This is a genomic window from Sphingomonas phoenicis, from assembly GCF_047238005.1.
Taxonomy (GTDB): domain Bacteria; phylum Pseudomonadota; class Alphaproteobacteria; order Sphingomonadales; family Sphingomonadaceae; genus Sphingomonas.
Genome location: NZ_JBDFMC010000002.1, coordinates 531,451 through 554,711, shown reverse-complemented (window position 1 = coordinate 554,711; position 23,261 = coordinate 531,451). Strand labels below are relative to the sequence as shown.

25 protein-coding genes and 1 tRNA gene are annotated in these 23,261 nt (G+C 68.0%); 17 read left to right on the top strand and 9 right to left on the bottom strand.

Features of this window, described 5'->3' with window-relative positions:
- Window positions 1-33: 33 nt before the first annotated feature.
- The 8 genes from ABC319_RS03635 (at window position 34) to eda (ending at window position 7,355) form a co-directional block, all read left to right on the top strand.
- On the top strand, window positions 34-363 hold the full coding sequence (locus ABC319_RS03635; protein WP_413071598.1) for a MarR family transcriptional regulator: 330 nt from the start codon (window positions 34-36) through the stop codon (window positions 361-363).
- Window positions 290-676, top strand: coding sequence for an SH3 domain-containing protein (locus ABC319_RS03630; RefSeq protein ID WP_413068925.1), 387 nt, complete (start codon window positions 290-292; stop codon window positions 674-676). The genes ABC319_RS03635 and ABC319_RS03630 overlap by 74 nt, the downstream gene beginning before the upstream one ends.
- Window positions 673-1,599, top strand: a complete 927-nt coding sequence (gene argC, locus ABC319_RS03625) for an N-acetyl-gamma-glutamyl-phosphate reductase (RefSeq protein WP_413068924.1) — start codon at window positions 673-675, stop codon at window positions 1,597-1,599. Before ABC319_RS03630 ends, argC begins: the two co-directional genes overlap by 4 nt.
- A gap of 10 nt (window positions 1,600-1,609) precedes the next feature.
- Window positions 1,610-3,073 carry a glucose-6-phosphate dehydrogenase gene (zwf, locus tag ABC319_RS03620; protein WP_413068923.1) on the top strand — a complete coding sequence of 488 codons (1,464 nt, stop codon included), beginning with the start codon at window positions 1,610-1,612 and terminating at the stop codon, window positions 3,071-3,073.
- Between the two features lie 131 nt (window positions 3,074-3,204).
- The gene (gene pgl / locus ABC319_RS03615; protein ID WP_413068922.1) at window positions 3,205-3,912 is read left to right on the top strand and encodes a 6-phosphogluconolactonase; all 708 of its coding nucleotides are present in this window, start codon (window positions 3,205-3,207) and stop codon (window positions 3,910-3,912) included.
- The gene (gene edd / locus ABC319_RS03610; protein ID WP_413068921.1) at window positions 3,912-5,723 is read left to right on the top strand and encodes a phosphogluconate dehydratase; all 1,812 of its coding nucleotides are present in this window, start codon (window positions 3,912-3,914) and stop codon (window positions 5,721-5,723) included. The genes pgl and edd overlap by 1 nt, the downstream gene beginning before the upstream one ends.
- A 61-nt stretch (window positions 5,724-5,784) precedes the next feature.
- Window positions 5,785-6,753 (top strand): glucokinase, encoded by a 969-nt coding sequence (gene glk, locus ABC319_RS03605; protein ID WP_413071597.1) that lies wholly within the window; start codon window positions 5,785-5,787, stop codon window positions 6,751-6,753.
- Window positions 6,750-7,355: a bifunctional 4-hydroxy-2-oxoglutarate aldolase/2-dehydro-3-deoxy-phosphogluconate aldolase gene (gene eda / locus ABC319_RS03600; protein ID WP_413068920.1), complete on the top strand. Its 606-nt coding sequence runs from the start codon at window positions 6,750-6,752 to the stop codon at window positions 7,353-7,355. The genes glk and eda overlap by 4 nt, the downstream gene beginning before the upstream one ends.
- A 42-nt stretch (window positions 7,356-7,397) precedes the next feature.
- Here eda and ABC319_RS03595 read toward each other — a convergent pair whose 3' ends face one another.
- From ABC319_RS03595 to fabD, 7 genes are all read right to left on the bottom strand, one after another.
- The gene (locus tag ABC319_RS03595; protein WP_413068919.1) at window positions 7,398-7,553 is read right to left on the bottom strand and encodes a hypothetical protein; all 156 of its coding nucleotides are present in this window, start codon (window positions 7,551-7,553) and stop codon (window positions 7,398-7,400) included.
- Between the two features lie 128 nt (window positions 7,554-7,681).
- Window positions 7,682-8,647: an endolytic transglycosylase MltG gene (mltG, locus tag ABC319_RS03590; RefSeq protein ID WP_413068918.1), complete on the bottom strand. Its 966-nt coding sequence runs from the start codon at window positions 8,645-8,647 to the stop codon at window positions 7,682-7,684.
- 26 nt (window positions 8,648-8,673) lie between these two features.
- On the bottom strand, window positions 8,674-9,930 hold the full coding sequence (gene fabF / locus ABC319_RS03585) for a beta-ketoacyl-ACP synthase II (RefSeq protein ID WP_413068917.1): 1,257 nt from the start codon (window positions 9,928-9,930) through the stop codon (window positions 8,674-8,676).
- A 104-nt stretch (window positions 9,931-10,034) separates the two neighbouring features.
- Complete coding sequence (locus ABC319_RS03580; protein WP_055843503.1) at window positions 10,035-10,271, bottom strand: acyl carrier protein; 237 nt, start codon at window positions 10,269-10,271, stop codon at window positions 10,035-10,037.
- Window positions 10,272-10,412: 141 nt separating this feature from the next.
- Window positions 10,413-10,790 carry a hypothetical protein gene (locus ABC319_RS03575; RefSeq protein ID WP_413068916.1) on the bottom strand — a complete coding sequence of 126 codons (378 nt, stop codon included), beginning with the start codon at window positions 10,788-10,790 and terminating at the stop codon, window positions 10,413-10,415.
- A gap of 95 nt (window positions 10,791-10,885) precedes the next feature.
- Window positions 10,886-11,623 (bottom strand): 3-oxoacyl-[acyl-carrier-protein] reductase, encoded by a 738-nt coding sequence (gene fabG, locus ABC319_RS03570; RefSeq protein WP_413068915.1) that lies wholly within the window; start codon window positions 11,621-11,623, stop codon window positions 10,886-10,888.
- A gap of 36 nt (window positions 11,624-11,659) precedes the next feature.
- Entirely contained in the window at window positions 11,660-12,619 is a 960-nt protein-coding gene (fabD, locus tag ABC319_RS03565; protein ID WP_413068914.1) for an ACP S-malonyltransferase, read from the bottom strand.
- A gap of 222 nt (window positions 12,620-12,841) precedes the next feature.
- Here fabD and rpsF point away from each other — a divergent pair, with 222 nt between their 5' ends.
- From rpsF to rplI, 3 genes are read left to right on the top strand one after another with little or no spacing between them, the layout of a single operon-like run.
- The gene (gene rpsF, locus ABC319_RS03560) at window positions 12,842-13,282 is read left to right on the top strand and encodes a 30S ribosomal protein S6 (protein WP_413068913.1); all 441 of its coding nucleotides are present in this window, start codon (window positions 12,842-12,844) and stop codon (window positions 13,280-13,282) included.
- Window positions 13,282-13,506, top strand: a complete 225-nt coding sequence (rpsR, locus tag ABC319_RS03555) for a 30S ribosomal protein S18 (protein WP_007403456.1) — start codon at window positions 13,282-13,284, stop codon at window positions 13,504-13,506. Before rpsF ends, rpsR begins: the two co-directional genes overlap by 1 nt.
- A gap of 13 nt (window positions 13,507-13,519) precedes the next feature.
- The gene (gene rplI / locus ABC319_RS03550) at window positions 13,520-14,107 is read left to right on the top strand and encodes a 50S ribosomal protein L9 (protein ID WP_413068912.1); all 588 of its coding nucleotides are present in this window, start codon (window positions 13,520-13,522) and stop codon (window positions 14,105-14,107) included.
- Window positions 14,108-14,378: 271 nt separating this feature from the next.
- Here rplI and mutL read toward each other — a convergent pair whose 3' ends face one another.
- Window positions 14,379-16,142 (bottom strand): DNA mismatch repair endonuclease MutL, encoded by a 1,764-nt coding sequence (mutL, locus tag ABC319_RS03545; protein ID WP_413068911.1) that lies wholly within the window; start codon window positions 16,140-16,142, stop codon window positions 14,379-14,381.
- A 147-nt stretch (window positions 16,143-16,289) separates the two neighbouring features.
- On the opposite strand from mutL, the gene ABC319_RS03540 reads away from it, so the two are divergent.
- The 6 genes from ABC319_RS03540 to ABC319_RS03515 all read left to right on the top strand — a co-directional run bounded on the left by ABC319_RS03540 (window position 16,290) and on the right by ABC319_RS03515 (window position 22,102).
- The gene (locus ABC319_RS03540; protein WP_413071596.1) at window positions 16,290-17,330 is read left to right on the top strand and encodes a rod shape-determining protein; all 1,041 of its coding nucleotides are present in this window, start codon (window positions 16,290-16,292) and stop codon (window positions 17,328-17,330) included.
- A gap of 26 nt (window positions 17,331-17,356) precedes the next feature.
- Window positions 17,357-18,241, top strand: coding sequence for a rod shape-determining protein MreC (locus ABC319_RS03535; RefSeq protein WP_413068910.1), 885 nt, complete (start codon window positions 17,357-17,359; stop codon window positions 18,239-18,241).
- Complete coding sequence (mreD, locus tag ABC319_RS03530; RefSeq protein WP_413068909.1) at window positions 18,238-18,750, top strand: rod shape-determining protein MreD; 513 nt, start codon at window positions 18,238-18,240, stop codon at window positions 18,748-18,750. Before ABC319_RS03535 ends, mreD begins: the two co-directional genes overlap by 4 nt.
- Complete coding sequence (gene mrdA / locus ABC319_RS03525; protein WP_413068908.1) at window positions 18,747-20,825, top strand: penicillin-binding protein 2; 2,079 nt, start codon at window positions 18,747-18,749, stop codon at window positions 20,823-20,825. Before mreD ends, mrdA begins: the two co-directional genes overlap by 4 nt.
- Window positions 20,822-21,931, top strand: coding sequence for a rod shape-determining protein RodA (gene rodA / locus ABC319_RS03520; RefSeq protein ID WP_413068907.1), 1,110 nt, complete (start codon window positions 20,822-20,824; stop codon window positions 21,929-21,931). Before mrdA ends, rodA begins: the two co-directional genes overlap by 4 nt.
- 95 nt (window positions 21,932-22,026) lie before the next feature.
- Window positions 22,027-22,102, top strand: a tRNA-Lys gene (locus ABC319_RS03515).
- Between the two features lie 17 nt (window positions 22,103-22,119).
- Here the strand turns inward: ABC319_RS03515 and ABC319_RS03510 are convergent.
- A complete protein-coding gene (locus ABC319_RS03510) occupies window positions 22,120-23,220 on the bottom strand; it encodes a tyrosine-type recombinase/integrase (protein WP_413068906.1) in 1,101 nt (366 codons plus the stop codon).
- Window positions 23,221-23,261: the final 41 nt, after the last annotated feature.

The following is a 23,261-nucleotide window of genomic DNA, read 5'->3' as shown; positions in this document are numbered from 1 at the left end:
GCTACTGCCGATCCCCATTCGCTGTCGATCTGGATGACCGCCCTGGTCGATTATGTCCGGTCGGGCGAGCCAGATCTGACGAACCGGCAGATGGCGCTGCTGCTCCTCGTCTACCTGAAACCCGGCCCCCATACCGTGCGCGGTTTGGCGCGTGCGTTGAACGTATCGAAGCCCGTCGTCACGCGCGCCTTGAACAGGCTAGGGGCGCTCGGCTATCTGCGCCGTCAGCGCGACGACGCGGACAAGCGCAACATCTTCGTGGCGCGTACTTCCGAAGGGGCAGAGTTTCTTGAAGAGTTCGGGCATTTCATCGGCGATGGCGCCGTCGGCCCCCAGCCCGCCCGCGCACACGCCGTCGCGTAAGTCGTTCGCGCTGGCCGGGCGTTCGGTCACGCTCGATCCCCGGACCAACGCCGTCCGCCCAGATCTGGCCGACGTGCGGCTGGCCGACCAGGTGTTCGCGCCGCACTATGCCGCGCATGTTCCCCACCGGCTGACGACCGCGTCGCCGCTTCGGGCCGCGCGCGAGCCGGCGTCGGAGGTGCTGGCGACGCTGTCCGTGGGGGATTCGTTCGAGCTGCTCGACCTGATCGGCGATACCGCCTGGGGCGTGGCGCCGTCGCTCGGCCTGGTCGGGTACGTGCCGGCCGCGGCGCTGGGAGCGGCGGACGCATGACCGTCTCGGTCTTCATCGACGGCGGCGCGGGTACGACGGGGCTGGAGATCCGCGAGCGGCTGGCCGGCCGCGACGACATCACGCAGATCGTCATCGACGAGGCCCGGCGGAAGGATGCGGCGGCGCGCGCCGAAGCGCTGAACGATGCCGACTTCGTCATCCTGTGCCTGCCCGACGATGCCGCGCGCGAGGCGGTGTCGCTGATCCGCAACGGGCGGACGCGGGTGGTGGATGCGTCGACGGCGCATCGGACGGCGCCGGGCTGGGCCTATGGCTTCGCCGAGCTGGATCCGGGACAGTCGGAGCGCATCGCCGCGGCGCGGTTCGTGGCCAATCCGGGCTGCTACCCCACCGGCTTCCTGGCGCTGGTCAGGCCGCTGGTCCGCGCGGGCGTGCTGCCGGCCGACGCACGGCTCGGCGTCAATGCGACGTCGGGCTATTCGGGTGGCGGCAAGGCGATGATCGCCGAGTTCGAGGGCGGAGCGGGTTCGGCGTTCCGCCCCTACGCGCTGTCCCTGTCGCACAAGCACGTGCCCGAAATGACGGTCCATGCCGGCCTGCAGCATGGCCCGATCTTCCAGCCGGCGGTGGCGAGCACGTATCGCGGGATGGTCGTCGAGGTGCCGCTGCACCTGGCGCAGTTCGCGGCCGGCACGACGCCCGGCGACGTGGATACCATCCTGCGCGAGGCGTATCCCGCCGGCGGGCTGGTGCGCGTGTCGCACGACGAGATCGCGACGCTGTCGATCGAGGACGATGCGGGAACCGATCGCATGACCCTGCACCTGTTCTCGAACCCGGTGACCGGGCAGTTGCGGCTGATCGCCACGCTCGACAATCTGGGCAAGGGCGCCGGCGGTGCCGCGGTCCAGAACCTGAACATCATGGCCGGGCTCGATCCGCTCGCCGGCCTCGTCATCTGAAAGGACTGGCATGCACCGCGATCCCGTGGCCAAGTTGCTGCTGTTCGGCGCGACCGGCGATCTGGCGCAGCGGATGCTGCTGCCCTCGCTCTACGGCCTCCACGCCGACGGCTTGCTGCCCGACGAGCTGACCATCACCGGCGCCGCGCGGCACGATTATGACGACGAGGCGTATCGCGGGTTCGCGAAGAAGGCGCTCGACGAGTTCCTGCCGGCCGACCGCAAGGACGAAGGGGCGATCGGGTCGTTCCTCGACCGGCTGCGTTACCAGCCGACCGACCTGTCGAACCCGGCCGCGTTCCGGCCGCTGGCGGACAAGATCGGCGATATCGGCGGCGGGCTGGCCATTTACCTGTCGACGGCGCCGTCGCTGTTCGAACAGGCGATCGAGGGACTGGCCTCAGTCGGGCTGGCGGGCGAAACCGTCCGGGTCGGGCTGGAGAAGCCGCTGGGATATGATCTGGCGAGCAGCCGTGAGATCAACGATGCAGTCGCGCGCGCCTTTCCGGAGGAGCGGATCTTCCGGATCGACCATTATCTGGGCAAGGAGACGGTCCAGAACATCCTGGCGCTGCGCTTCGGCAACTCGTTCTTCGAGCCGGTGTGGAATGCGCAAGGAATCGACAACGTCCAGATCACGATCGCGGAGACGGTCGGCCTGGAAGAGCGCGCCGGCTATTACGAGAGTGCCGGCGCGCTGCGCGACATGGTGCAGAACCATATCCTCCAGCTGCTCGCGCTGGTCGCGATGGAGCCGCCGGCACATTTCGACGGCGCCGACGTGCGCGACGAGAAGTCGAAGGTTTTCCGCAGCCTGCGCCTGCTGAAGCCGGAGGAGGTGCCGAATAACACCGTCACCGGCCAGTATGGCGACGGGGCGGTCGGGGGCAAGTTCGTCAAGAGCTATGCCGAGGAGCTGGGCCGGCCGTCGACGACCGAGACGTTCGTCGCGATCAAGGCGCATATCGACAACTGGCGGTGGCAGGGCGTGCCCTTCTACCTGCGCACCGGCAAGCGGATGGCGACGCGCCGGTCGGAGATCGCGATCCAGTTCAAGGCGGTGCCGCATTCGATGTTCGCGGGTCGCGGGGGGCTGCTCCAGCCGAACATGCTCATCATCCGCCTGCAGCCGGAAGAATATATCCAGCTGCTGGTAATGGCCAAGGAACCGGGCCTGGACCGCGACGGCGTGCGCCTGCGCGAGGTGCCGCTGAACCTGTCGATGGATGCCGAGTTCGCCGGCAGCCGGCGGCGCATCGCCTATGAACGGCTGCTGCTCGACCTGATCGAGGGCGACCAGACGCTGTTCGTGCGCCGCGACGAGGTGGAGGCGCAGTGGAAGTGGATCGACGCGATCCGCGCCGGCTGGGTGGCGAACGACACCAAGCCGAAAAGCTATCCTTCCGGCGCCTGGGGACCGTCTGCCGCGATCGCGCTGACCGAACGGGACGGGGTAAGCTGGCAGGACGATTGATCGTCGTTTCTGCCGACCAGATGCCGTTCCAGACGCGACCTGCCCGGGTGTGACGGGCGGGCCCTTCCACCATACGTATGCCTGTCGCCTGCGGCGCGATGTTCGCCTAGCGTGACTATCCGGAGAGAGTGATGACGACCGAAATCGAATGGTGGGATTATGACGACGCCGGCGAGCTGGCCGATGCCGTCGCGGGCGACATCCAGTTCGTCATCGAGAGCGCGCTGGACGCTCGCGGCTCCGCGGTGATCGCGCTGGCCGGCGGCAAGACGCCCTTCCCCGCCTATGAGAAGCTGGCCAAGGCCAAGCTCGACTGGAAGAAGGTCACTATCATCCCGACCGACGAGCGGGTGGTGCCGCTGGGCGATGCGCTGTCGAACGTCACCGCGCTCGCCAAGATCTTCCTGCCCAAGGGTGCGCGGGTGATGCCGATCGTGCCGCAGGCGGTGCCCGACTACAAGGCGGCCGGTCGCTCCGCCGACGCGCTGTGCCAGGACCTGCACTGGCCGCTCGACTTCTGCCTGCTGGGCGTGGGCGGCGACGGGCATACCGCCTCGATCTTCCCCGGTCCCGATTTCGACGAGGCGCTGAACGGGCCCAAGGAGCGGCGCGCGCTGGGCGTGATGCCCGATCCGCTGCCGCCCGAGGCGCCGGTGGCGCGGGTCACCCTGTCGCGTGCGTCGATCGCCTCGGCCAAGGCGCTGATGATCGCCGTGACCGGCGACGCCAAGCGACAGGTGCTGGAGCGGGCCATCGAGCAGGGCCCCTCGTCTTCCTACCCGATCGGGCGCGTCCTGGCGGACGTGGAACTGCCGATCGATATCCACTGGGCCCCCTGATGAACCCTGCCGTCCTTGCCGTCACCGATCGCATCGTCGAGCGTTCGCGCCCGACCCGCCGCGCCTATCTCGACCTGATCGAGCGCGAGCGGGCGGCGGCGATCCGGCGTCCGGCGATGGGCTGCGCCAACATCGCGCACGCCTATGCCGGGACGGACGAGGACCGCGACGCTCTGAAGCGCGATGCCGGCATGAACATCGGCATCGTGACGGCCTATAACGACATGCTGTCGGCGCATGCCGTGTATTACCGCTATCCCGAGCTGATGAAGGTCTGGGCGCGCGAGGCAGGCGCGACCGCGCAGGTGGCGGGCGGCGTGCCGGCGATGTGCGACGGCGTGACCCAGGGTTATCCGGGCATGGAATTGTCGCTGTTCAGCCGCGACACGATCGCGCTGTCGACTGCCATCGCGCTCAGCCACGGCACGTTCGAGGGTGCGGCGCTGCTCGGCATCTGCGACAAGATCGTGCCGGGCCTGCTGATGGGCGCGCTGCGCTTCGGGCACCTGCCGATGGTGCTGATCCCCGGCGGGCCGATGCCGTCCGGCCTGCCCAACAAGGCCAAGGCGGCGGTGCGCGAGCGCTTCGCCGAGGGGGATTGCGGGCGCGAGGAGCTGCTGGAAGCGGAGATCGCCGCGTATCACACCAAGGGCACCTGCACCTTCTATGGCACGGCCAACACCAACCAGATGATGATGGAGGTGATGGGGTTGCACATGCCCGGCGCCGCCTTCGTCAATCCGGGTACCAAGCTGCGCCAGGAACTGACCCGGGCGGCGGTCCACCGGCTGAGCGAGATCGGCGGCCGCGGTGACGATTACCGGCCGCTGGGCCTGTGCGTCGACGAGAAGGCGATCGTGAACGCCGCCGTCGGCCTGCTGGCAACGGGGGGGTCGACCAACCACCTGCTGCATGTGCCGGCGATCGCGCGGGCGGCGGGGATCGTGATCGACTGGGAGGATTTCGACCGGCTGTCGGCGGCGGTGCCGCTGATCGCGCGCGTCTATCCGAACGGATCGGCCGACGTGAACGCATTCGAGGCGGCCGGCGGCATGCCCTATGTCATCCGCGAGCTGCTCGGCAGCAGGCACCTGCACCGCGACATCATGACGATCGCCGGCGGCGATCTGGGCGCGTTCGCCGAGAAGCCGGTGATCGCGGACGAGCGGCTGCAATGGGAGCCCGTCGGCGACAGCGGCGACGAGACGATCCTGCGCCCGGCCGCCGCGCCCTTCTCGGCGGATGGCGGCATGCGCATCCTGACCGGCAATATCGGGCGCGCCTGCATCAAGGTATCCGCGGTCGAGCGCGAGCGCTGGGTGATCGAGGCGCCGGCGCGGGTGTTCGACGACCAGCTCGACGTGCTGGAGGCGTTCAAGGCGGGGCAGCTGGAGGGCGACATGGTCGTCGTCGTCCGGTTCCAGGGGCCGCGCGCGAACGGCATGCCGGAGCTGCACAAGCTGACGCCGCCGCTGGGCGTGCTGCAGAACCGCGGATTCAAGGTGGCGCTGGTCACCGATGGCCGCATGTCCGGGGCGAGCGGCAAGGTGCCGTGTGCGATCCACTGCTCGCCCGAGGCACTGGGCGGCGGCGCGATCGGCCGGATCCGCGACGGCGACCTGATCCGGGTGGATGCGGTGTCCGGAACGCTGGAGGCGCTGGTCGATCCGGCGGAGTGGAACGCGCGCAAGCCGATCGCGACGCCGCCGGCGGTCAGCGGCATGGGTCGCGAGCTGTTCGGCATGTTCCGCGGACTGGCGGACGAGGCGGAAAAGGGCGCTTCCGCCATGCTGGCAGGGGCCGGGCTGTAAAGTCAGACACCCCCGACGCGTAACGAGATTACGACCGACAATCGAGGAAGAGGACAGGATGATGCAGGTCGTGGCGGTGGATATCGGCGGCACCCATGCACGCTTCGCCGTGGCGGAGGTGGCGAACCGCCGGGTCGTGTCGCTGGGCGAGGTCTGCACGCAGAAGACCGCCGAGCATGCGTCGTTGCAGACGGCGTGGCAGGCTTTCGAGGCGCAGCATGGCGCCCCCCTGCCCCGTGCCGCGGCGATCTCCGTCGCGTCGCCAATTACCGGCGACGTCATCCGCCTGACCAACAATCCATGGGTGATCCGGCCCTCGCTGATCCCGGAGCGGCTGGGCGCGGAGACGTACACGATCATCAACGATTTCGGCGCCGTCGGCCATGCGGTGGCGCAGTTGCCGGAAGCCGACTTCGTGCACCTGTGCGGGCCGGATACCCCGCTGCCGGCAAAGGGGATCACCACCGTCTGCGGCCCGGGCACCGGGCTGGGCGTGGCGCAGGTGTTCAAGTCCGACGGCGAATATCATGTGCTGCCGACCGAGGGCGGGCATATGGATTACGCCCCGCTCGATTCGATCGAGGATCACATCCTGCGGCGGCTGCGGCGGACGTTCACGCGGGTATCGGCCGAGCGCGTGGTCGCCGGACCCGGAATCATCGCGATCTACGAGACGCTGGCCGAGATGGAGGGGCGCGCGGTGCCGAGCCGCGATGACAAGACGATCTGGCAGGAGGCGCTGGAGGGCACCGACTCAATCGCGCTGGCGGCGCTTGATCGCTTCTGCCTGGCGCTGGGCGCGGTCGCGGGCGATCTCGCGCTGGCGCAGGGCGCGATGGGGGTCGTGATCGCCGGAGGGCTGGGCCTGCGCATCAAGGACAAGCTGCTGCGGTCGGGCTTCGACCAGCGCTTCGTCGCCAAGGGACGTTTCCAGTCGATGATGGCGGCGATGCCCGTCAAGCTGATCACCCACCCGCAGCCGGGCCTGTTCGGCGCCGCGGCCGCCTTTGCCCAGGAACATGCCCGATGACCGACATTCTCGACATCATGCGCACCAGTGCGGTCATCCCGGTGCTGGTCATCGACGACGCGACCACCGCCCGGTCGCTGGCGGAGGCGCTGGTCGCCGGCGGCCTGCGCGTGCTGGAAGTGACGATGCGCACGCCCGCCGCTCTGGACGCCATCGCCGAGATGAAGAAGGTCGACGGCGCGATCGTCGGGGCGGGTACCGTGGTGTCCGTCGAGCAGTTCGAGCAGGTCACCGCGGCGGGCGCCGAGTTCATCGTGTCGCCGGGGCTTTCGCAGGGTCTGGGCGAACGGATCGTCCGGTCGGGCGTCCCCTATCTGCCGGGGATCGCCACGGCGGGCGACATCATGCGGGGGCTGGATCTGGGGCTGACCGCGTTCAAGTTCTTCCCGGCAGAGACATCGGGCGGGCTGAAGGCGCTGAAGGCGCTCGCCGCGCCCTTCTATCAGTGCCGGTTCTGCCCGACCGGCGGGATCACCGAGGCGTCCGCCCCGGATTGGCTGGCCTTCGGTCCGGTCGAGTGCGTCGGCGGCAGCTGGGTGACGGGCGGCACGCTGGCCGAGGTCGAGGCGAAGGCCCGGTCGGCGGCGGCGATGCGGCGGTAACCAGCCGGATCGTCGGCTGGCGATCCGGCGCCATCGCTGAACTTACCGGTGGCGCATCACCGCTGCGGCTCTCGCCGCGTGCAGTGTCGCCAACGTTGCGTGCGCGCGTGCCACCCGCGTGCTGGCCGCGTTGATGGCGGCGATCGCCTCCTGCTGCGACCGTCGGGCGGCATAGGCGAAAGCGTCGGTGTCGATCATGATGGCGGCCCTTGGCATCGTGCGATACCCCTGCCCGACCCCAATAGCGCCGCCATGTTGCGGGCGTGTGTACGCTTCGTTGCAGAAGTGCCTTGCGCGCGTGCTTTTCGTCGCGAGGTGTCGGTGCCCTACATCTCGCCGCGCGAGCGGCGCAGAGCGTACCACCTGGCGACGTTGGCGTTATGCTGTTCCAGCGTGTCGGCGAACACGTGTCCACCGGTCCCGTCCGCGACGAAGTAGAGCGCCCGCGACGATGCCGGATCGAGGACCGCATCGATCGATGCGCGGCCGGGATTGGCGATCGGGCCGACCGGCAATCCCGGCGAGGCGTAGGTGTTGTACCCGTTCTTTGCCTGCAGTTCCGATCGCAGGATGCGCCGTCCGAGTGGGCGGCCACGCGTGATGGGATAGATCACGGTCGGATCCGCCTGCAGCGGCATGCCGAGGCGCAGACGATTGCCGTATACCGCGGCGACCGTGCGGCGCTCCGCCGGCTTGCCGGTTTCCTTCTCGACGATCGATGCCAGCACGATCGCCTGTTCCGGCGTGGATACCGCGATGCCGGGCTTCCGCTTCGCCCAGGCGGCGGCGAGATAGTCGCGCATCGCCGACTGCATGCGGGCCAGCACCGCGGCGCGGGTGTCGCCGCGCTGATAGGCGTAGCTGTCCGGCAGCACGCTGCCCTCCGCCGGGACGGCGGCCGTGCCGGTCAGGCCGTCGGCTTTCGCCAGCGCGTCGTGGACCATCACCGACGGCAATCCTTCCGGCACGGCGACGAACCGCTGGCGGACCTTGCCGGTCTCGAGCAGGGCGAGGATGTCCTTGGCGCTGGCCCCGGCGGGGATCTCGTACTCGCCCGCCTTGATCGATCCGCCGCCGCCGAACACGCGAGCGAGCAGCCGGAAGCGGGAGGCGGAGCCGATCGCACCGGCCTTTTCCAGTTCAGTCGCCGCGCGGGCCAGGCTGGCCCCCTCGGGCACGACGACGGCGATCGGGCGCGGCGCAGGGCCGGATCCGGCCCACATGTTCGCCGCGACGACCGCACCCACCAGCGCCGCCGCGATCAGCAGGACAAGGCAACCGAGTTTCCGCATGGATCAGCCCCGTCCTGCCTGTTCGATCAGAGTGCGCGCATGACCAGCGACGCGTTGGTGCCGCCGAACCCGAACGAGTTGTTCAGGATGGCCTTCACCTGCCGCTTCTTGGCGGTGTGCGGGACGAGGTCTACCCCGACGCAATTGTCGCTGGGATTGTCGAGGTTCAGCGTCGGCGGGACGATCTGGTCGCGCATCGCCAGGATGCAGAAGATGCTCTCCACTGCTCCCGCGCCACCCAGCAGATGGCCGATCGCGGACTTGGTCGACGACATCGACAGGCTGCCGATGTCGTTGCCGAACAGCCGGCGGACGGCGCCCAGCTCCAGCTCGTCGCCGAGCGGGGTGGAGGTGCCGTGCGCGTTGATATAGTCGATGTCGGACAGCGAGAGCCCGCTCTTGCGCATCGCCATCTCCATCGAGCGGAACGCCCCCGATCCTTCGGGATGCGGTGCGGTGACGTGATACGCGTCGCCCGACAGACCGTAACCGATCACCTCGGCATAGATCTTCGCGCCGCGTGCCTTCGCGCGCTCATATTCCTCGAGCACGACGACGCCCGCACCCTCGCCCATGACGAAGCCGTCGCGGTCCTTGTCATAGGGTCGGCTGGCGCGCTCCGGCTCGCCGTTGCGCATCGACAGCGCCTTGGCCTGTGCGAAGCCGGCGATGCCGAGCGGGCAGATCGCGCCCTCCGCGCCGCCCGCCAGCATTACGTCTGCATCGTCCATCGCGATCATCCGCGCCGCATCGCCGATCGAGTGCGCACCGGTCGAACAGGCGGTGACGACCGCGTGATTCGGGCCCATCAGCCCGTACTTGATCGAAACCTGGCCCGAGATCAGGTTGATGAGGCGGCCATGGACGAAATGCGGCGAGACACGGGTCGGCCCCTTGTTCTCGCACACCAGCGATTCGCTGGCGATGCCGGGCAACCCGCCGATGCCCGACCCGATCGAGCAGCCGGCGCGGAACCGCTCCGCCTCGGTCATCTCGAGCAGGCCGGCGTCCTCGAGCGCCTGGCCGGCCGCATCGATGCCGAAGATGATGAAGGGATCGACCTGGCGCTGGATCTTGTGATCGACGCGCTTGCCCGGATCGAACCCGTAAGGATGGTCGGCAGGCTTCACCTCGCACGCGATCCGGCACTTCTGCCCGGATGCGTCGAAGCGGGTAATCGGCCCCGCGCCCGACTTGCTCGCGATGATGTTCGCCCAAGCCGTCTCGACGTCCGCGCCGAGCGGCGTCACGAGGCCCAAACCGGTCACGACGACACGCCGCATACCCTCTACTCCATTCTTCTATAACGAAACGGCTCCCCGCCCTCTTGGTCAGGGGACGGGGAGCCGTTCAAATCCGGGCCCTGGAAAGGGGCAATCGGATGGCCTTACGACTTGTGCTCGTCGATATAGGTGATCGCGTCCTTCACGGTCGTGATCTTCTCGGCGGCATCGTCGGGAATCTCGACCCCGAACTCTTCCTCGAACGCCATGACGAGCTCGACGATGTCGAGGCTGTCTGCGCCCAGATCATCGATGAAGCTGGCGTCCTCGGTCACCTTGTCGGCCTCGACGCCGAGATGCTCGACGACGATCTTCTTCACGCGGTCGGCGGTCTCGCTCATGGTAGTCCCTCTTTCGGATTGGGGTAGATTTAAGAATTGCTGAACGCAGGTAGAACGGGGTTGGCCGCCTGACAAGGGCAAGCGTGCGCCGGAATGCCCCATCGCTGCGCCGACGGCCCCTCGTCCGCCGCGTGTAGCCGGTCAGTGTGCCCTTGCAAACCGCCGCAACGGGCAGGACGACACCCCTAGCATCACGATGACGCCTGCAAGGAGCGGAAGGGCAAGGAATAAGGCCACCGGATCGACGGATCCCATATAGGACAACAGCGCCACAGATGGGGCCAGGATGACGTCGGCAATAACCAGACGTACCATGCCCAGCCCGGCGGCCGATGACAGCAATGCGGCGTTCAACAGCAGCAGTGTCGCACAAGCGCAGCAGATCAGCGCCGTATCTGCCCAACGGTTCGATCCCTGGATTGCCAGCAGGTCGGTAGCGAGGCTCAACATGGTGAACATCGCCGCCGGCACCGCGAACATCAATCCGACGCCCCGTACGGCGATCATCCAGCGTGGCATCGCGATCCTCCCGGCAGGTGATTGCGTTACCGTAACCGATCCCCTGGCCAAAGCAACTCGCCGCTGGCCGGAAGCATCCACGGCGCCGCGAAGCTTCACACCATCGCCATGCCGCCGTTGACGTGGATCGTCTGCCCGGTGACGTATCCCGCCTCGCGACTGGCAAGGTAGGTCACGGCGGCGCCGATATCCTCACCGGTGCCAAGATCGCCTGCCGGAATGCGGGCGGTCAGTGTCGCCTTCTGCGCTTCCGGCAGGACGTCGGTCATCGCCGAGCGGATGAAGCCGGGGGCGACGCAGTTGACGGTGATGCCGCGGCTGGCGAGTTCCTGGGCCAAGGCCTTCGACATGCCGACCACGCCCGCCTTCGACGCGGCATAGTTGGCCTGGCCGGGATTGCCGGTCTGCCCGACGACCGAGGTGATCGACACGATCCGGCCGAAACGTGCCTTCATCATCGGTCGCGCCGCCGCCCGCGCCAGCCGGAACGCGGCCTCGAGATTGACCCGGATCACCTGATCCCACTCGTCGTCCTTCATCCGCATCGCCAGATTGTCGCGGGTGACGCCGGCATTGTTGACGAGGATGTCGAGCGTGCCGAGCTGCTCGACCGCTTGCGGAACGAGGGCGTCGACAGCGGCACCATCGGACAGGTCGCAGACGAGGGCGACGTGCTTGCCGCCGAGGCCGCTGCGGAATTCGTCCAGCTTGGCGGCATTGGAGCCCGACAGCGCAAGGCGGGCCCCTTGCCCCGCCAGAGCGCGGGCGATGGCGGAACCGATTCCGCCGGACGCGCCGGTGACGAGGCCGGTCATGCCGGTAAGGTCGAACATGCTATTCTCCAATCGATCGTTCCCGCCGGGGCGGCATCACAGCGTTTTCAGCAGCGCCTCGATATCGTCCATCGTCACGACGCTGGTAGCATTCGCGTCGGGGGCGATGCGCTTGACCATGGGCGCGAGCACCTTGCCGCCGAACTCGACGAAATCGGTGACGCCCGCCTGCGTCATCGCCAGCACCGATTCGCGCCAGCGGACCATGCCGGTGACCTGCCGGACCAGCGCCACGCGGATCGCGCCCGGATCGGCGATCGGCGCGGCATCGACATTGGCATAGACGGGTACGAGCGGGGCGGACAGGCTGGCGTCGAGAAGCGCGTTCTCCATCGCCTGCGCCGCGCTTTCCATCAACGGGCAGTGGAACGGCGCCGACACGGGCAGCAGCACCGCCCGCTTCGCGCCCAGTTCCTTCGCGAGCGATACCGCCTTCTCCACGGCGGCGCGGTGGCCCGAGATGACGACCTGCGACGGATCATTGTCGTTGGCGACGGTGCAGACCAGTTCCGGGCCGCCCTCCGCCAGGATGGCGTCGACCGCCGCGCCGGCGATGACCTGTGCCTTCTCCAGATCCGCGCCGAGCAGGGCGGCCATCGCCCCCTCACCCACCGGCACCGCGGCCTGCATCGCCCGGCCGCGCAGCTTCAGCAGCCGTGCGGCGGTGGCGAGATCGAAGGTGCCCGCGGCCTTCAGCGCGGTATATTCGCCCAGCGAGTGGCCGGCGACGTAGTCGACCTTGTCGGCCAGCCGCACGCCGCCTTCGCGTTCCAGCACCGCGAGCGTGGCGATCGCGTTCGCCATGATCGCGGGCTGGGCATTCTCGGTCAGCTGCAGGTCGTCGGCCGGCCCTTCCGCCATCAGCCGGAACAGGTTCTGGCCCAGCGCCTCGTCGACCTCGCCGAAGACCTCGCGAGCGGCCGGGCTGGCGGCGGCGAGCGCCGCACCCATGCCGACGGCCTGGCTCCCCTGGCCGGGAAAGATGAACGCACGCATGGGCAATCCTCTCGCAATCCAAGCGGCGCGGACTATTGCCCCGTCGCGGCAATGACAAGCGGTTCGCAGGACATGTGCGGCTTGCCTTTCACCCATAATTCCGTATGAGCGCGGCTTCGCGGGCGGATGGCATCGACCATCGGCCGCGATCTACGTGGAAGACAGCCGGAGGGGCGACCGCATGGGGCGGCGTCAGCGATCGGCCAACATAGAAGGTAAGACATGGCTCTATACGAGCACGTGTTCCTTGCGCGCCAGGATCTGGCACAGGCGCAGGTGGACGCGCTGGCGGAAGCCGCCACCAAGATCATCGAGGACAATCAGGGCAAGGTCGTGAAGACCGAGAACTGGGGCCTGCGTTCGCTGGCGTACCGCATCGCCAAGAATCGCAAGGCGCATTACGTCATGCTCGAGATCGACGCCCCCGCGGGTGTCGTCGCCGAGCTGGAGCGCCAGACCCAGATCAACGAAGACGTTATCCGCTTCATGACCGTGAAGGTCGACGAGCTGGAGCAGGGCCCGTCGGCGATGATGCGTAAGCAGGAGCGCGACCGCGAGCGTCGTGGCGACCGCGAAGGCGGCCGTGACGGTGGCCCGCGCGGCGACCGTCCTGACCGTGGCGATCGTGCGCCCCGTCGTGACCGTGAAGAGGAGGCCGCATAATGGCTCGCCCGTTTTTCCGCCGCCGCAAGAGCTGCCCCTTCTCCGCGAAGGACGCTCCCCGGATCGACTACAAGGACGTCCGCCTGCTGCAGGGCTTCGTGTCCGAGCGGGGCAAGATCGTGCCGTCGCGCATCACCTCGGTGAGCGCCAAGAAGCAGCGCGAGCTGGCCCAGGCGATCAAGCGCGCCCGCCATCTGGGCCTGCTGCCCTACGTCGTTAAGTAAGGAGTCCGCAGACATGGACGTCATTCTGCTGGAGCGCGTCGAGAAGCTCGGCGTCATCGGCGACGTGGTCACGGTGAAGGACGGGTTCGCCCGAAACTTCCTGCTGCCCCGCAAGAAGGCGCTGCGCGCCAACGAAGCCAACAAGAAGGTGTTCGAATCGAACCGTGCGCGGATCGAGTCGGAGAACGCCAACCGCCGCGTCGAGGCGGAAAAGGACGCCGGCTCGTTCAAGGACGCGTCGGTCACCCTGATCCGTCAGGCGTCGAACACCGGCCAGCTGTACGGCTCGGTCGCGGTGCGCGACCTGGTGGAGGCGCTGGAAGCGTCCGGCCACAAGGTCACCAAGTCGCAGGTCGTGCTCGACAAGCCGATCAAGTCGATCGGCGTGTACGAGGTGAAGGTCGCACTGCACCCCGAGGTGTCGGTCGCGGTCAAGGTCAACGTCGCCCGATCGCCGGAAGAAGCGGAGATGCAGGCGTCGGGTGTCGATGTCATGGCATCGATGTTCGAGCGTGACGAAGCCGGCTTTACCGAGGATTACGATCCGAATGCCGAGCCCGGCGCCACCGCCGAGGTTCAGCAGGAAGAGACCCAGGGCTGAGGCTCTGGTTTCTTGACCGGCAACGAAAAGGCCGCCCGGATCACACCGGGCGGCCTTTTTTATGCCGGCCTTGGATCGATGGTCTTCAGGGGCAGGTCACGCACGCACCGATGACGGCGGCTAGGGGAATCAGGGCAAATAGAACGGGAAATATCTGCTTCATCGCGTCACCCGACGGTTGATTGGTCCTTTGCACCTATAATGCATCCGGCCGGTCAAAGGTTGCCACGACGTGAACGGTGGGTCGATCCGGATCTGCCCCAAGGCAGCCTCAGCGACGGCCGAACAGCCGCTCGATATCCGCATGCGCCAGCTTCACCCAGGTGGGGCGGCCGTGGTTGCACTGGCCGGAATGCGGCGTCGCCTCCATCTCGCGCAACAGCGCGTTCATCTCGCTGACCGAGAGCACGCGACCCGCGCGGACCGAGCCGTGGCAAGCCATCGTCGCCGCGACATGGTCGAGCCGCTCGCGCAGCGACAGCGCCTCATCGAACGCGGCAAGCTCGTCGGCCAGATCGGCGACCAGCCCGCGCGGATCGCTCTGGCCGAGCAGGGCGGGCGTCGCCCTCACCAGCATCGCCCGTGGACCGAAGCGTTCGAGATCCAGGCCGAATTCCGCCAGTTCGGCAGCACGAGATTCCAGTCGATCGCAGGCCGACTCGTCGAGATCCACGACCTCGGGCAGCAGCAGCGCTTGGCTCGCGACCCGCCCGCCGGCCAGCGCCGCGCGCATCCGTTCCAGCACCAGCCGCTCGTGCGCGGCGTGCTGGTCGACTAGGACCAGCCCGTCCTCCGCCTCCGCCACCACATAGGTCTTGGCGACCTGGCCACGGGCTACTCCAAGCGGATGGGCGGCAGGATCGGGTGACGGTGCCCAGGCAGGCTCGGCCCGGCCGAGCGGGGGCGGCGCGGCGAAGCCGGCGCGACGATCGAACAGCGAGGTGCGGGGATCGACGACGGGCGCGGACCAGCCCGGCTCCGCAGTCGCAGGGGCGACCGGCTCGGCCTGCCAGCGGGACAGGGCTTCCTCGCCCGGGCGCTGGACCGAACGGTGGCCGGCGGCATCCAGCGCACGCCGCAGTCCCGACACGATCAGCCCGCGCACCATCGCCGGGTCGCGGAAGCGTACCTCGGTCTTGGCGGGATGGACGTTCACGTCGACGTCGCTGCCGGGCAGATCGAGGAACAGCGCGACGACGGCGTGCCGGTCGCGCGGCATCATCTCCGCATAGGCGCCGCGGATCGCGCCGATCAGCAGCCGGTCCTTCACCGGGCGGCCGTTGACGAACAGGTACTGATGGTCGGCCACGCCCCGGTGGAAGGTCGGCAGGCCGGCGACGCCGCCCAGCGCCATCGCGTCGCGGACCCAGTCGATCGGTACGGCATTGTCGGCAAGCGCGCGGTCGGTGAGCGCGGCGACTCGCGCAGGCCGATCCTGGCCTTCGTTCACGGTGAGTACCCGCCGGCCGTCGTGCTCGACCGAGAAGCCGATATCCGGACGTGCCATCGCCAGCCGCCGGACCGCATCGAGGCAAGCGGCATATTCGGCGCGCGCGCTGCGCAGGAACTTGCGGCGGGCGGGGACCCGGGCGAACAGGTCCGCGACGACGATGCGGGTGCCCGGCGGCAGGGCGGCGGGGCCCTCCGCAACCAGCGCGCCATTGTCGACGACCCGGCGCCAGCCATCCAGACCTGCCGGGCGGCTCTCCAGGGTCAGTCGTGCGACGCTGGCGATCGAGGGAAGTGCCTCGCCCCGGAACCCCAACGTGCCGACCGCCTCGATCGCCTCGTCCGGCAGCTTCGACGTGCAGTGCCGCTCCAGCGCCATGGCCATGTCGGCCGGGGTCATGCCGCAACCATCGTCCGCGACGCCGATCCGGTCGAGTCCGCCCGCCGAGAGCGTCACCGCGATGCGGGTGGCGCCGGCGTCGATCGCGTTCTCGACCAGTTCCTTCAACGCGCTGGCGGGCCTTTCGACCACTTCACCGGCAGCGATGCGGTTGACCAGATGCTCGGGCAGTCGGCGTATTGACACGCCGGTTGCTCTAGACCAAGCCAAGCCGTCCCGCGACCCCGCTAACCATGAAATCCATATCTGGCAGCTCATGAACATGTGGCGGTCCGCGAGATGCCCTGCGACCGGCTGCCGCCTGCCGGCGGCGCATGATTGGACCTGCGCTCGATGCACCTGCCCCGCTTCTTCAAATTCATGTCGCACGACATGGCCATCGACCTCGGCACCGCGAACACCGTCGTCTATGTCCGTGGACGCGGTATCGTCCTGAACGAACCGTCGGTCGTGGCGGTGGAGACGATCAACGGCGTGAAGCGCGTCAAGGCGGTGGGCGACGATGCCAAGCTGATGATGGGCAAGACGCCGGGCACGATCGAGGCGATCCGTCCGCTGCGCGACGGCGTCATCGCCGACATCGATGTCGCCGAGCAGATGATCAAATACTTCATCCAGAAGGTGCATGGCCCCCGCCGCTTCGCGCGCTGGCCCGAGATCGTGATCTGCGTCCCCTCGGGATCGACCAAGGTGGAGCGACGCGCGATCCGCGATGCCGCCTCGAACGCGGGTGCCAGCCAAGTGTGGCTGATCGAGGAGCCGATGGCAGCCGCGATCGGCGCGGATATGCCGGTCACCGAACCGATCGGCAGCATGGTGGTCGACATCGGCGGCGGCACGACCGAGGTCGCGGTGCTGTCCCTGCGCGGCCTGGCCTACACGACATCGGTGCGCGTCGGCGGCGACAAGATGGACGAGGCGATCGTCAGCTATGTCCGCCGCAACCACAACCTGCTGATCGGCGAAGCCACCGCCGAGCGGATCAAGAAGGAAGTCGGCTGCGCCAAGCCGCCGATCGACGGCATCGGCGTAGTCATCCACATCAAGGGCCGCGATCTGGTCAATGGCGTACCCAAGGAGATCCAGATCAACCAGGGTCAGGTCGCCGAGGCGCTGAGCGAACCGGTGGCGACGATCGTCGAGGGCGTCCGTGTGGCGCTGGAGAATACCGCGCCGGAACTCGCCGCCGACATCGTCGACCAGGGTATCGTGCTGACCGGTGGCGGTGCGCTGCTCCAAGGCCTGGACGAGGTGTTGCGCGACGAGACCGGGTTGCCGGTGACGGTCGCCGAGGATCCGCTGACCTGCGTCGCACTGGGTACCGGCCGCGCGCTGGAAGATCCGATGTTCCGCGGCGTTCTGCAGAGCGGCTGACCTTCTAGCAACAGGGGACGGCGCGCATGGCGCCAGCAAGCGACCGCCGCACCGGGTTCTCGCGGCGGCGGCAATACAGTCTCTTCATCGGCTACGTGCTTGCGGTGGCGGGCGCGATGGTCGGCGCTGTGCTGCTCGTCGCCAGTGCGGTGAACCCCCCGCTGTTCGCCGGACTGCGGATGGGTGTCGCCGGGATCACCGCGCCGGTCTCGACGGCGCTCACCGCCGTTCGCGACGGTGCGGCGGCCATCCCCGAGTGGATCAACGGCTGGACCTTCGCCCATGCCGAGAACGCGGCGATGAGGCGCGATCTGGCGGCGGCGCGTCCACTGCTGATGCGGGCCCGTGTGATCGCGTACGAGAACAACCGGCTGCGTACCCTGCTGGCGCTGCGCGACCGGGCAGCGGAGCCGGTGGTGTCCGCGAGGCTGGTGAGTTCCAGCGCATCGAGCGGCCGGCGCTTTGCCCTGCTCGACGCGGGTCGGTTCAGCGGCGTGCTGCCGGGCATGCCGGTGCGCGGGCCGGAGGGGCTGGTTGGCCGGGTGATCGAGACCAGCCCCAATGCGGCGCGCGTGCTGCTGCTGACCGATGCGGACAGCGTCGTACCGGTGCGTCGCGCCCGCGACGGACTGGCGGCGATCGCCGCCGGGCGGGCGGACGGATCGGTCGACATCCGTTCCGTGAATGCGACCAACGTCCGGTTCGGAGCCGGCGACGTCTTCGTCACGTCGGGAACCGGCGGCCTCTACACGCCGGGCATTCCCGTCGCCCGGGTCGTCGCGAACGGGATCGACAGTGTGATCGCGCGGCCGTTCGCGCAGCCCGATGCGCTGGATTTCGCGCTGGTCGAGAAGGCGTTCATGCCGCTGCCCCCGTCCCTCCCCGGCCCCGCTCCCGCCGAGGCGCCATGAGCCCGCCCGACGTCGATCCGTTCGCACCGGCCCTTGCGCCCGGCCGTGCCCGCGCGCTGCCGTGGGTGACGGTCGCGATGGGTTCGCTGATCACGATCGTGCCGGTGATCGCCACCGTGCCGCTGCTGCCGCCGTTCGGCCTGCTGATGCTGCTGGCGTGGCGGCTGCTGGCGCGGTTCGCGCTGCGGCCCTGGGCGGCCGCGCTCCTCGGCTTCTTCGACGATCTGGTGAGCGGGCAGCCGCTGGGATCGGCGGTGCTGCTGTGGTCGCTCTGTTTCCTCGCGATCGACCTGATCGAGCGGCGGATGGTGTTCCGTGATTTCTGGCAGGACTGGCTGATCGCGAGCGGCGCGGTATTCTTCTGCCTGGCAGGCGGACGCGTGCTGGCGATGCCGGTCGGCGCACCCGTCGACGGCGCCCTGCTGGTACAGGCGGCGGCGACCATCCTGCTGTTCCCGGTCGCGGCGCGGCTGGTCGCCTGGATCGATCGGAAGCGAGGAATGGCATGAGGGGGCCGCCCAAGGTCGTGACACCGGCGATGCAGGCGTACAGCTTCTCCCGCCGCGCCTGGCTGCTGGGTGCGGGCACCGTCGGCATGGGCGGGCTGCTGGCCGGGCGGATGGCCTGGCTGTCGATCGCGGAGAACGAGCGGTACAACATCCTGTCCGAAAGCAACCGGGTCAATGCGACGCTGGTGCCCCCCCGGCGCGGCTGGCTGATCGACCGGCACGGCGCGCCGATCGCCAATAACCGCACGGATTTTCGGGTCGACATCATTCCCGACCGGCTGCGCGACAATGATCGCGTGCTGAAGCTCCTCGGCGTCCTGTTGCGCATGACGCCCGAGGAGCTCGAGCGCGTACGGATCGACCTGGAGCATGCGGCGGGGTTCCAGCCGGTGCAGGTCGCCGAGAACCTCGATTGGGAGCGGTTCGCGGCGGTCAGCGTCCGCCTGCCCGAGTTACCGGGCGTCCAGCCGACGCGCGGGTTCGCGCGGCATTACCCCGCGGGAGCGGCGGTGGCGCATTTGACCGGCTATGTCGGCGCGCCGACGGCCGAACAGTTCAAGGAAACGCGCGACCCCCTGCTCGTGACGCCCGGCTTCAAGCTGGGCAAGGACGGGCTGGAAAAGGCGATGGAGCAGCGGCTCCGCGGCCAGGCCGGCGCCAAGCGTGTCGAGGTGACGGCGCGGGGGAAGCTGGTGGCAGAACTCGCCACCCGGCCCGATGTGCCGGGCAAGAACGCGCGCCTGACGATCGACGCGGGCTTGCAGGAATATGCCGCCCGGCGGCTCGGCACCAATTCCGGATCGGCGGTGGTGATCGACTGCCGCACGGGAGAGATGCTGTGCATGGTGTCGATGCCCGCATACGATCCCAACAGCTTTTCCGACGGGATCAGCCATCTGGAATGGCAGATGCTGTCGGAGGACGACCACGTGCCGCTGATGAACAAGGTGACGCAGGGGCTCTATCCGCCGGGCTCGACCGTCAAGCCGATGAACACCTTGGCGCTGATGACCGCGGGGGTCAGCCCGAGCGACCGGGTCAATTGCAGCGGCGCGATCCGGGTGGGCACCGGCGTGTTCCACTGCCACAAGCGCGGCGGCCACGGACCGGTCGATATGAAGACCGCGGTGGCACAGTCGTGCGACATCTACTTCTATGAGATGATCCGCCGGCTGGGTTACGACCGGATCGCCCCGGTCGCCCGCGAACTGGGGCTCGGCCAGAAATTCGAGTTGCCCTTCACCACGCAGCGGTACGGCACCGTGCCGGACAGCGCGTGGAAGGAGCGGAAGTACAAGGATCGCTGGACCGTCGCGGACGGGCTGAATGCCTCGATCGGGCAAGGCTATGTCCTCGCCAACCCGCTCCAGCTGGCGATCATGGCGGCGCGGATCGCCAGCGGGCGGGCGCTGCAGCCGAGCATTCTCGCCGATCAGGTCCACCGTGACGCCCCCGCCCTGCCCTTCCAGTCCGAACAGTTGCAGCTGGTGCGCGATTCGATGTGGGCGGTGGTGAACGGCGGCGGGACGGGCGCGGCGGCGCGCCTGCTGGTGCCGGGCATGAGCATCGCGGCCAAGACCGGAACCGCACAGGTGCGCCGCATCACCATGGCGGAGCGGCGGGGCGGCGTGCTGAAGAACGGGCAGCTGCCGTTCAAGCTGCGCGACCACGCGCTGTTCGTCTGCTTCGCGCCGGCGGAGAACCCGCGCTATGCCGCGGGCATCGTGCTCGAGCATAACGGCCACACCGTGCGCAACCTGGACACGCCGATGATCGGGCGCGATATCATGACCTATCTGCTCGATCGCGACCGCGCGCTCGCCAGCCTGGCGGAGGTCGAGCCGACATGGGGCGGCGACATCCGGATGCGGATGGCCGCGCAGGAGGCGGCGTACCGCGCTTCCCGCAATCCCGCGCCCGCTGCCGCGGCGACGAAGACCGATGCGACGGTACCCAGCGATGCGCCCGCGGTCGAGGCGGCAACCTCCCTCGCCAATCAGGCGCAGGCCGCACTGGCGGAGGCACCGGCCGCGGATACGCCGGCGGCCGAGGGAACGACGGAACATACGCCATGAGCAGCCGCCTGATCCCGGAACCGTTGGCCCGCCTTCCATGGCGCGTGCTTTTCCTCGTCGCCGCGATCAGCGGCTTCGGCGTGATGATGCTCTATTCCGCTGCCGGCGGCAGCCCGCGGCCCTGGGCCTTGCCGCAGGGCATCCGGTTCTGCGTGTTCCTGATGGGGGCGATCGTCGTGTCCCGGGTACCGGAGGACTGGTTCAGGCGCGGCGCCCTGCCCGCCTATATCGTCATCACGCTGGCGCTGGTGGCGGTGGAGGTGGTCGGCAAGGTCGGCGGCGGCAGCCAGCGATGGCTCGATCTGGGTTTCATCCGCCTGCAGCCGTCCGAGTTCATGAAGCTGTCGATCGTGCTCGCCTGCGCCCGCTTCTACGAATTGCTTCCGGCGGGACAGACGCGGACCTTCGGAGCGGTATGGCCGGCAGCGGCGCTGATCGGCGTTCCGGCGGCGTTCGTCATGCTGCAGCCCGATCTCGGCACCGCGCTGATGATCTGTTCGGGCGGCGCGACCGTCATGTTCCTGGCGGGGATCCCGCTCCGGCTGTTCGTGGGCGGAGCACTGGGCATCGCCGTTGCGGCGCCGCTGGCGGTCAATTTCGTGCTTCACGAGTATCAGCGTAACCGCATCCTGATCTTTCTCGATCCGGAAAGCGATCCGCTCGGCACCGGTTATCACATCAGCCAGTCGAAGATCGCGATCGGATCGGGGGGCATCTGGGGCAAGGGATATCTGAACGGCACCCAGAGCCACCTGGACTATCTGCCGGAAGGGCATACCGACTTCGCCTTCGCCACCATGGCAGAGGAATGGGGACTGGTCGGCGGCGTCCTGCTGATCGCGGCCTATCTGCTGGTGATCCGCTGGGGCCTGAACGTCGCGCAGCACGCCACCTCGCGCTTCGCGCAGCTGACCGCTGCCGGCCTGTCGATGACGATCTTCTTCTACGTCGCGATCAACCTGGCGATGGTGATGGGCCTGGCGCCGGTCGTCGGCATCCCCCTCCCCCTGTTCAGCAACGGCGGATCGGCACAGATGACCGTGCTGCTCTGCCTCGGCATCCTGATGGCGATCGACCGGCAGAATCGACGCCGGCCGGCGTGGTAGACGAAAAAAGGGTTTGCATGATCCGCCAGCGGTGCTAACCGCGCGCTTCCCGACGAGGGGCCGCCCGCAAGGCGACCACCCCAGACCGACGGAATGGACGCATAGCTCAGTTGGTAGAGCAGCTGACTCTTAATCAGCGGGTCCTTGGTTCGAGCCCAAGTGCGTCCACCATTTTCATTCCTTTCTTATCAGTGACTTAGATCGGTGCCGGCAACGAGCCTGAGCCGGGCCGGCGCTGCACTGTGACCATTTTTGTGCCCTTGACTGGGGTTGACGCTCGAGGGGCGGGCCGGAGCCTTTGTGCCCTCGAAAATTAGCTGGTCTGCGTAAGGCTGCAAATGCTTCGTCGACATGTGCGCGTAGCGACGCACCATCGCCTCCGATTTCCAGCCACCCAGCTCCTGAAGCACCCAGGTGGGCACGTCATTCTGCCGCAGCCAGCTCGCCCAGGTATGGCGCAGGTCATGCCAGCGGAAATCGGCGATTTTGGCCCTTTTCAGCGCCGCTCGCCAATGTCGTGTGTTCACCTGGCCGATCGGACGCCCGGCATAGGTGAACACGTGCTCGCACTGCTTCCCCATCTGCCGCTCGAGAACCGAGACTGCGAGATCGTTGAGCGGTACGCCCAGCGCCTCACCGTTCTTGGTGTCCCCGTGCTCGATCGTGACGATGCGGCGGGCAAGATCGACCTGATCCCAGGTAAGTCTCTTTATATTGCCCTGCCGCAGCCCGGTGGCGAGCGCGAACAGCATCAGATCCTGCTGATGAGCCGGGAGTTCCGCGAGGAGGCGTTCGACCTGCGCGTGGGTCAGCCAGCGCACCCGGACCTTACCGTTCCTCGTGTAGGTCCTGAACGCGGGCACCTGCTCGATCCACTCCCATTCGCGCTGCGCCATCCGGAATATGGCGCGGATCAGCGCCACGTAGAGATCCTTCGTACGCGTGCTCGAACGAGCGTGGTGGCGAGAGATGATCCCGTCGATCATGTCCCTGCTCACCTGGTCCAGCGTCTTGCCACGCAGATGCTTGGTAAACCACCGGATCCGAGACACATCGTCCCTGTAGGACTTCTTGTGCTTCTTCTCCTGCAGCCACCGCAAAGCCGCCTCGTCCCATGTCCGCATCGGCTTCAGCTTCAACCTGGCAAGATCCCACAGCTCGGCCTTCAGCTTGTCGTGGTATTCCTCGGCCTTACGCCTGTCGGTCGTGCCAGTAGAGCGTCTAATGACCGTTCCGTCAGGTGCTGTGAGCTTGACGTAGTAAATGTCTGCACGTTTCCAGAGTGCCATGTTGCCTCCTTGGATAAGGCACTCGGCTGCATTCGTGCGGG

Bases quoted from the DNA above. Each gene is read 5' to 3' on its own strand.
- ABC319_RS03575 (WP_413068916.1), bottom strand. From the start codon at position 10,790: ATGCCACGCTGGATGATCGCCGTACGGGGCGTCGGATTGATGTTCGCG.
- ABC319_RS03510 (WP_413068906.1), bottom strand. From the start codon at position 23,220: ATGGCACTCTGGAAACGTGCAGACATTTACTACGTCAAGCTCACAGCA.
- rpsR (WP_007403456.1), top strand. From the start codon at position 13,282: ATGGCTCGCCCGTTTTTCCGCCGCCGCAAGAGCTGCCCCTTCTCCGCG.
- ABC319_RS03635 (WP_413071598.1), top strand. From the start codon at position 34: ATGACCGCCCTGGTCGATTATGTCCGGTCGGGCGAGCCAGATCTGACG.
- fabG (WP_413068915.1), bottom strand. From the start codon at position 11,623: ATGTTCGACCTTACCGGCATGACCGGCCTCGTCACCGGCGCGTCCGGC.
- rodA (WP_413068907.1), top strand. From the start codon at position 20,822: ATGAGCAGCCGCCTGATCCCGGAACCGTTGGCCCGCCTTCCATGGCGC.
- glk (WP_413071597.1), top strand. From the start codon at position 5,785: ATGCAGGTCGTGGCGGTGGATATCGGCGGCACCCATGCACGCTTCGCC.
- rpsF (WP_413068913.1), top strand. From the start codon at position 12,842: ATGGCTCTATACGAGCACGTGTTCCTTGCGCGCCAGGATCTGGCACAG.
- fabD (WP_413068914.1), bottom strand. From the start codon at position 12,619: ATGCGTGCGTTCATCTTTCCCGGCCAGGGGAGCCAGGCCGTCGGCATG.
- ABC319_RS03540 (WP_413071596.1), top strand. From the start codon at position 16,290: ATGCACCTGCCCCGCTTCTTCAAATTCATGTCGCACGACATGGCCATC.
- ABC319_RS03580 (WP_055843503.1), bottom strand. From the start codon at position 10,271: ATGAGCGAGACCGCCGACCGCGTGAAGAAGATCGTCGTCGAGCATCTC.
- rplI (WP_413068912.1), top strand. From the start codon at position 13,520: ATGGACGTCATTCTGCTGGAGCGCGTCGAGAAGCTCGGCGTCATCGGC.
- mltG (WP_413068918.1), bottom strand. From the start codon at position 8,647: ATGCGGAAACTCGGTTGCCTTGTCCTGCTGATCGCGGCGGCGCTGGTG.
- eda (WP_413068920.1), top strand. From the start codon at position 6,750: ATGACCGACATTCTCGACATCATGCGCACCAGTGCGGTCATCCCGGTG.
- pgl (WP_413068922.1), top strand. From the start codon at position 3,205: ATGACGACCGAAATCGAATGGTGGGATTATGACGACGCCGGCGAGCTG.
- edd (WP_413068921.1), top strand. From the start codon at position 3,912: ATGAACCCTGCCGTCCTTGCCGTCACCGATCGCATCGTCGAGCGTTCG.
- mrdA (WP_413068908.1), top strand. From the start codon at position 18,747: ATGAGGGGGCCGCCCAAGGTCGTGACACCGGCGATGCAGGCGTACAGC.
- ABC319_RS03535 (WP_413068910.1), top strand. From the start codon at position 17,357: ATGGCGCCAGCAAGCGACCGCCGCACCGGGTTCTCGCGGCGGCGGCAA.
- fabF (WP_413068917.1), bottom strand. From the start codon at position 9,930: ATGCGGCGTGTCGTCGTGACCGGTTTGGGCCTCGTGACGCCGCTCGGC.
- zwf (WP_413068923.1), top strand. From the start codon at position 1,610: ATGCACCGCGATCCCGTGGCCAAGTTGCTGCTGTTCGGCGCGACCGGC.
- argC (WP_413068924.1), top strand. From the start codon at position 673: ATGACCGTCTCGGTCTTCATCGACGGCGGCGCGGGTACGACGGGGCTG.
- mreD (WP_413068909.1), top strand. From the start codon at position 18,238: ATGAGCCCGCCCGACGTCGATCCGTTCGCACCGGCCCTTGCGCCCGGC.
- ABC319_RS03595 (WP_413068919.1), bottom strand. From the start codon at position 7,553: ATGATCGACACCGACGCTTTCGCCTATGCCGCCCGACGGTCGCAGCAG.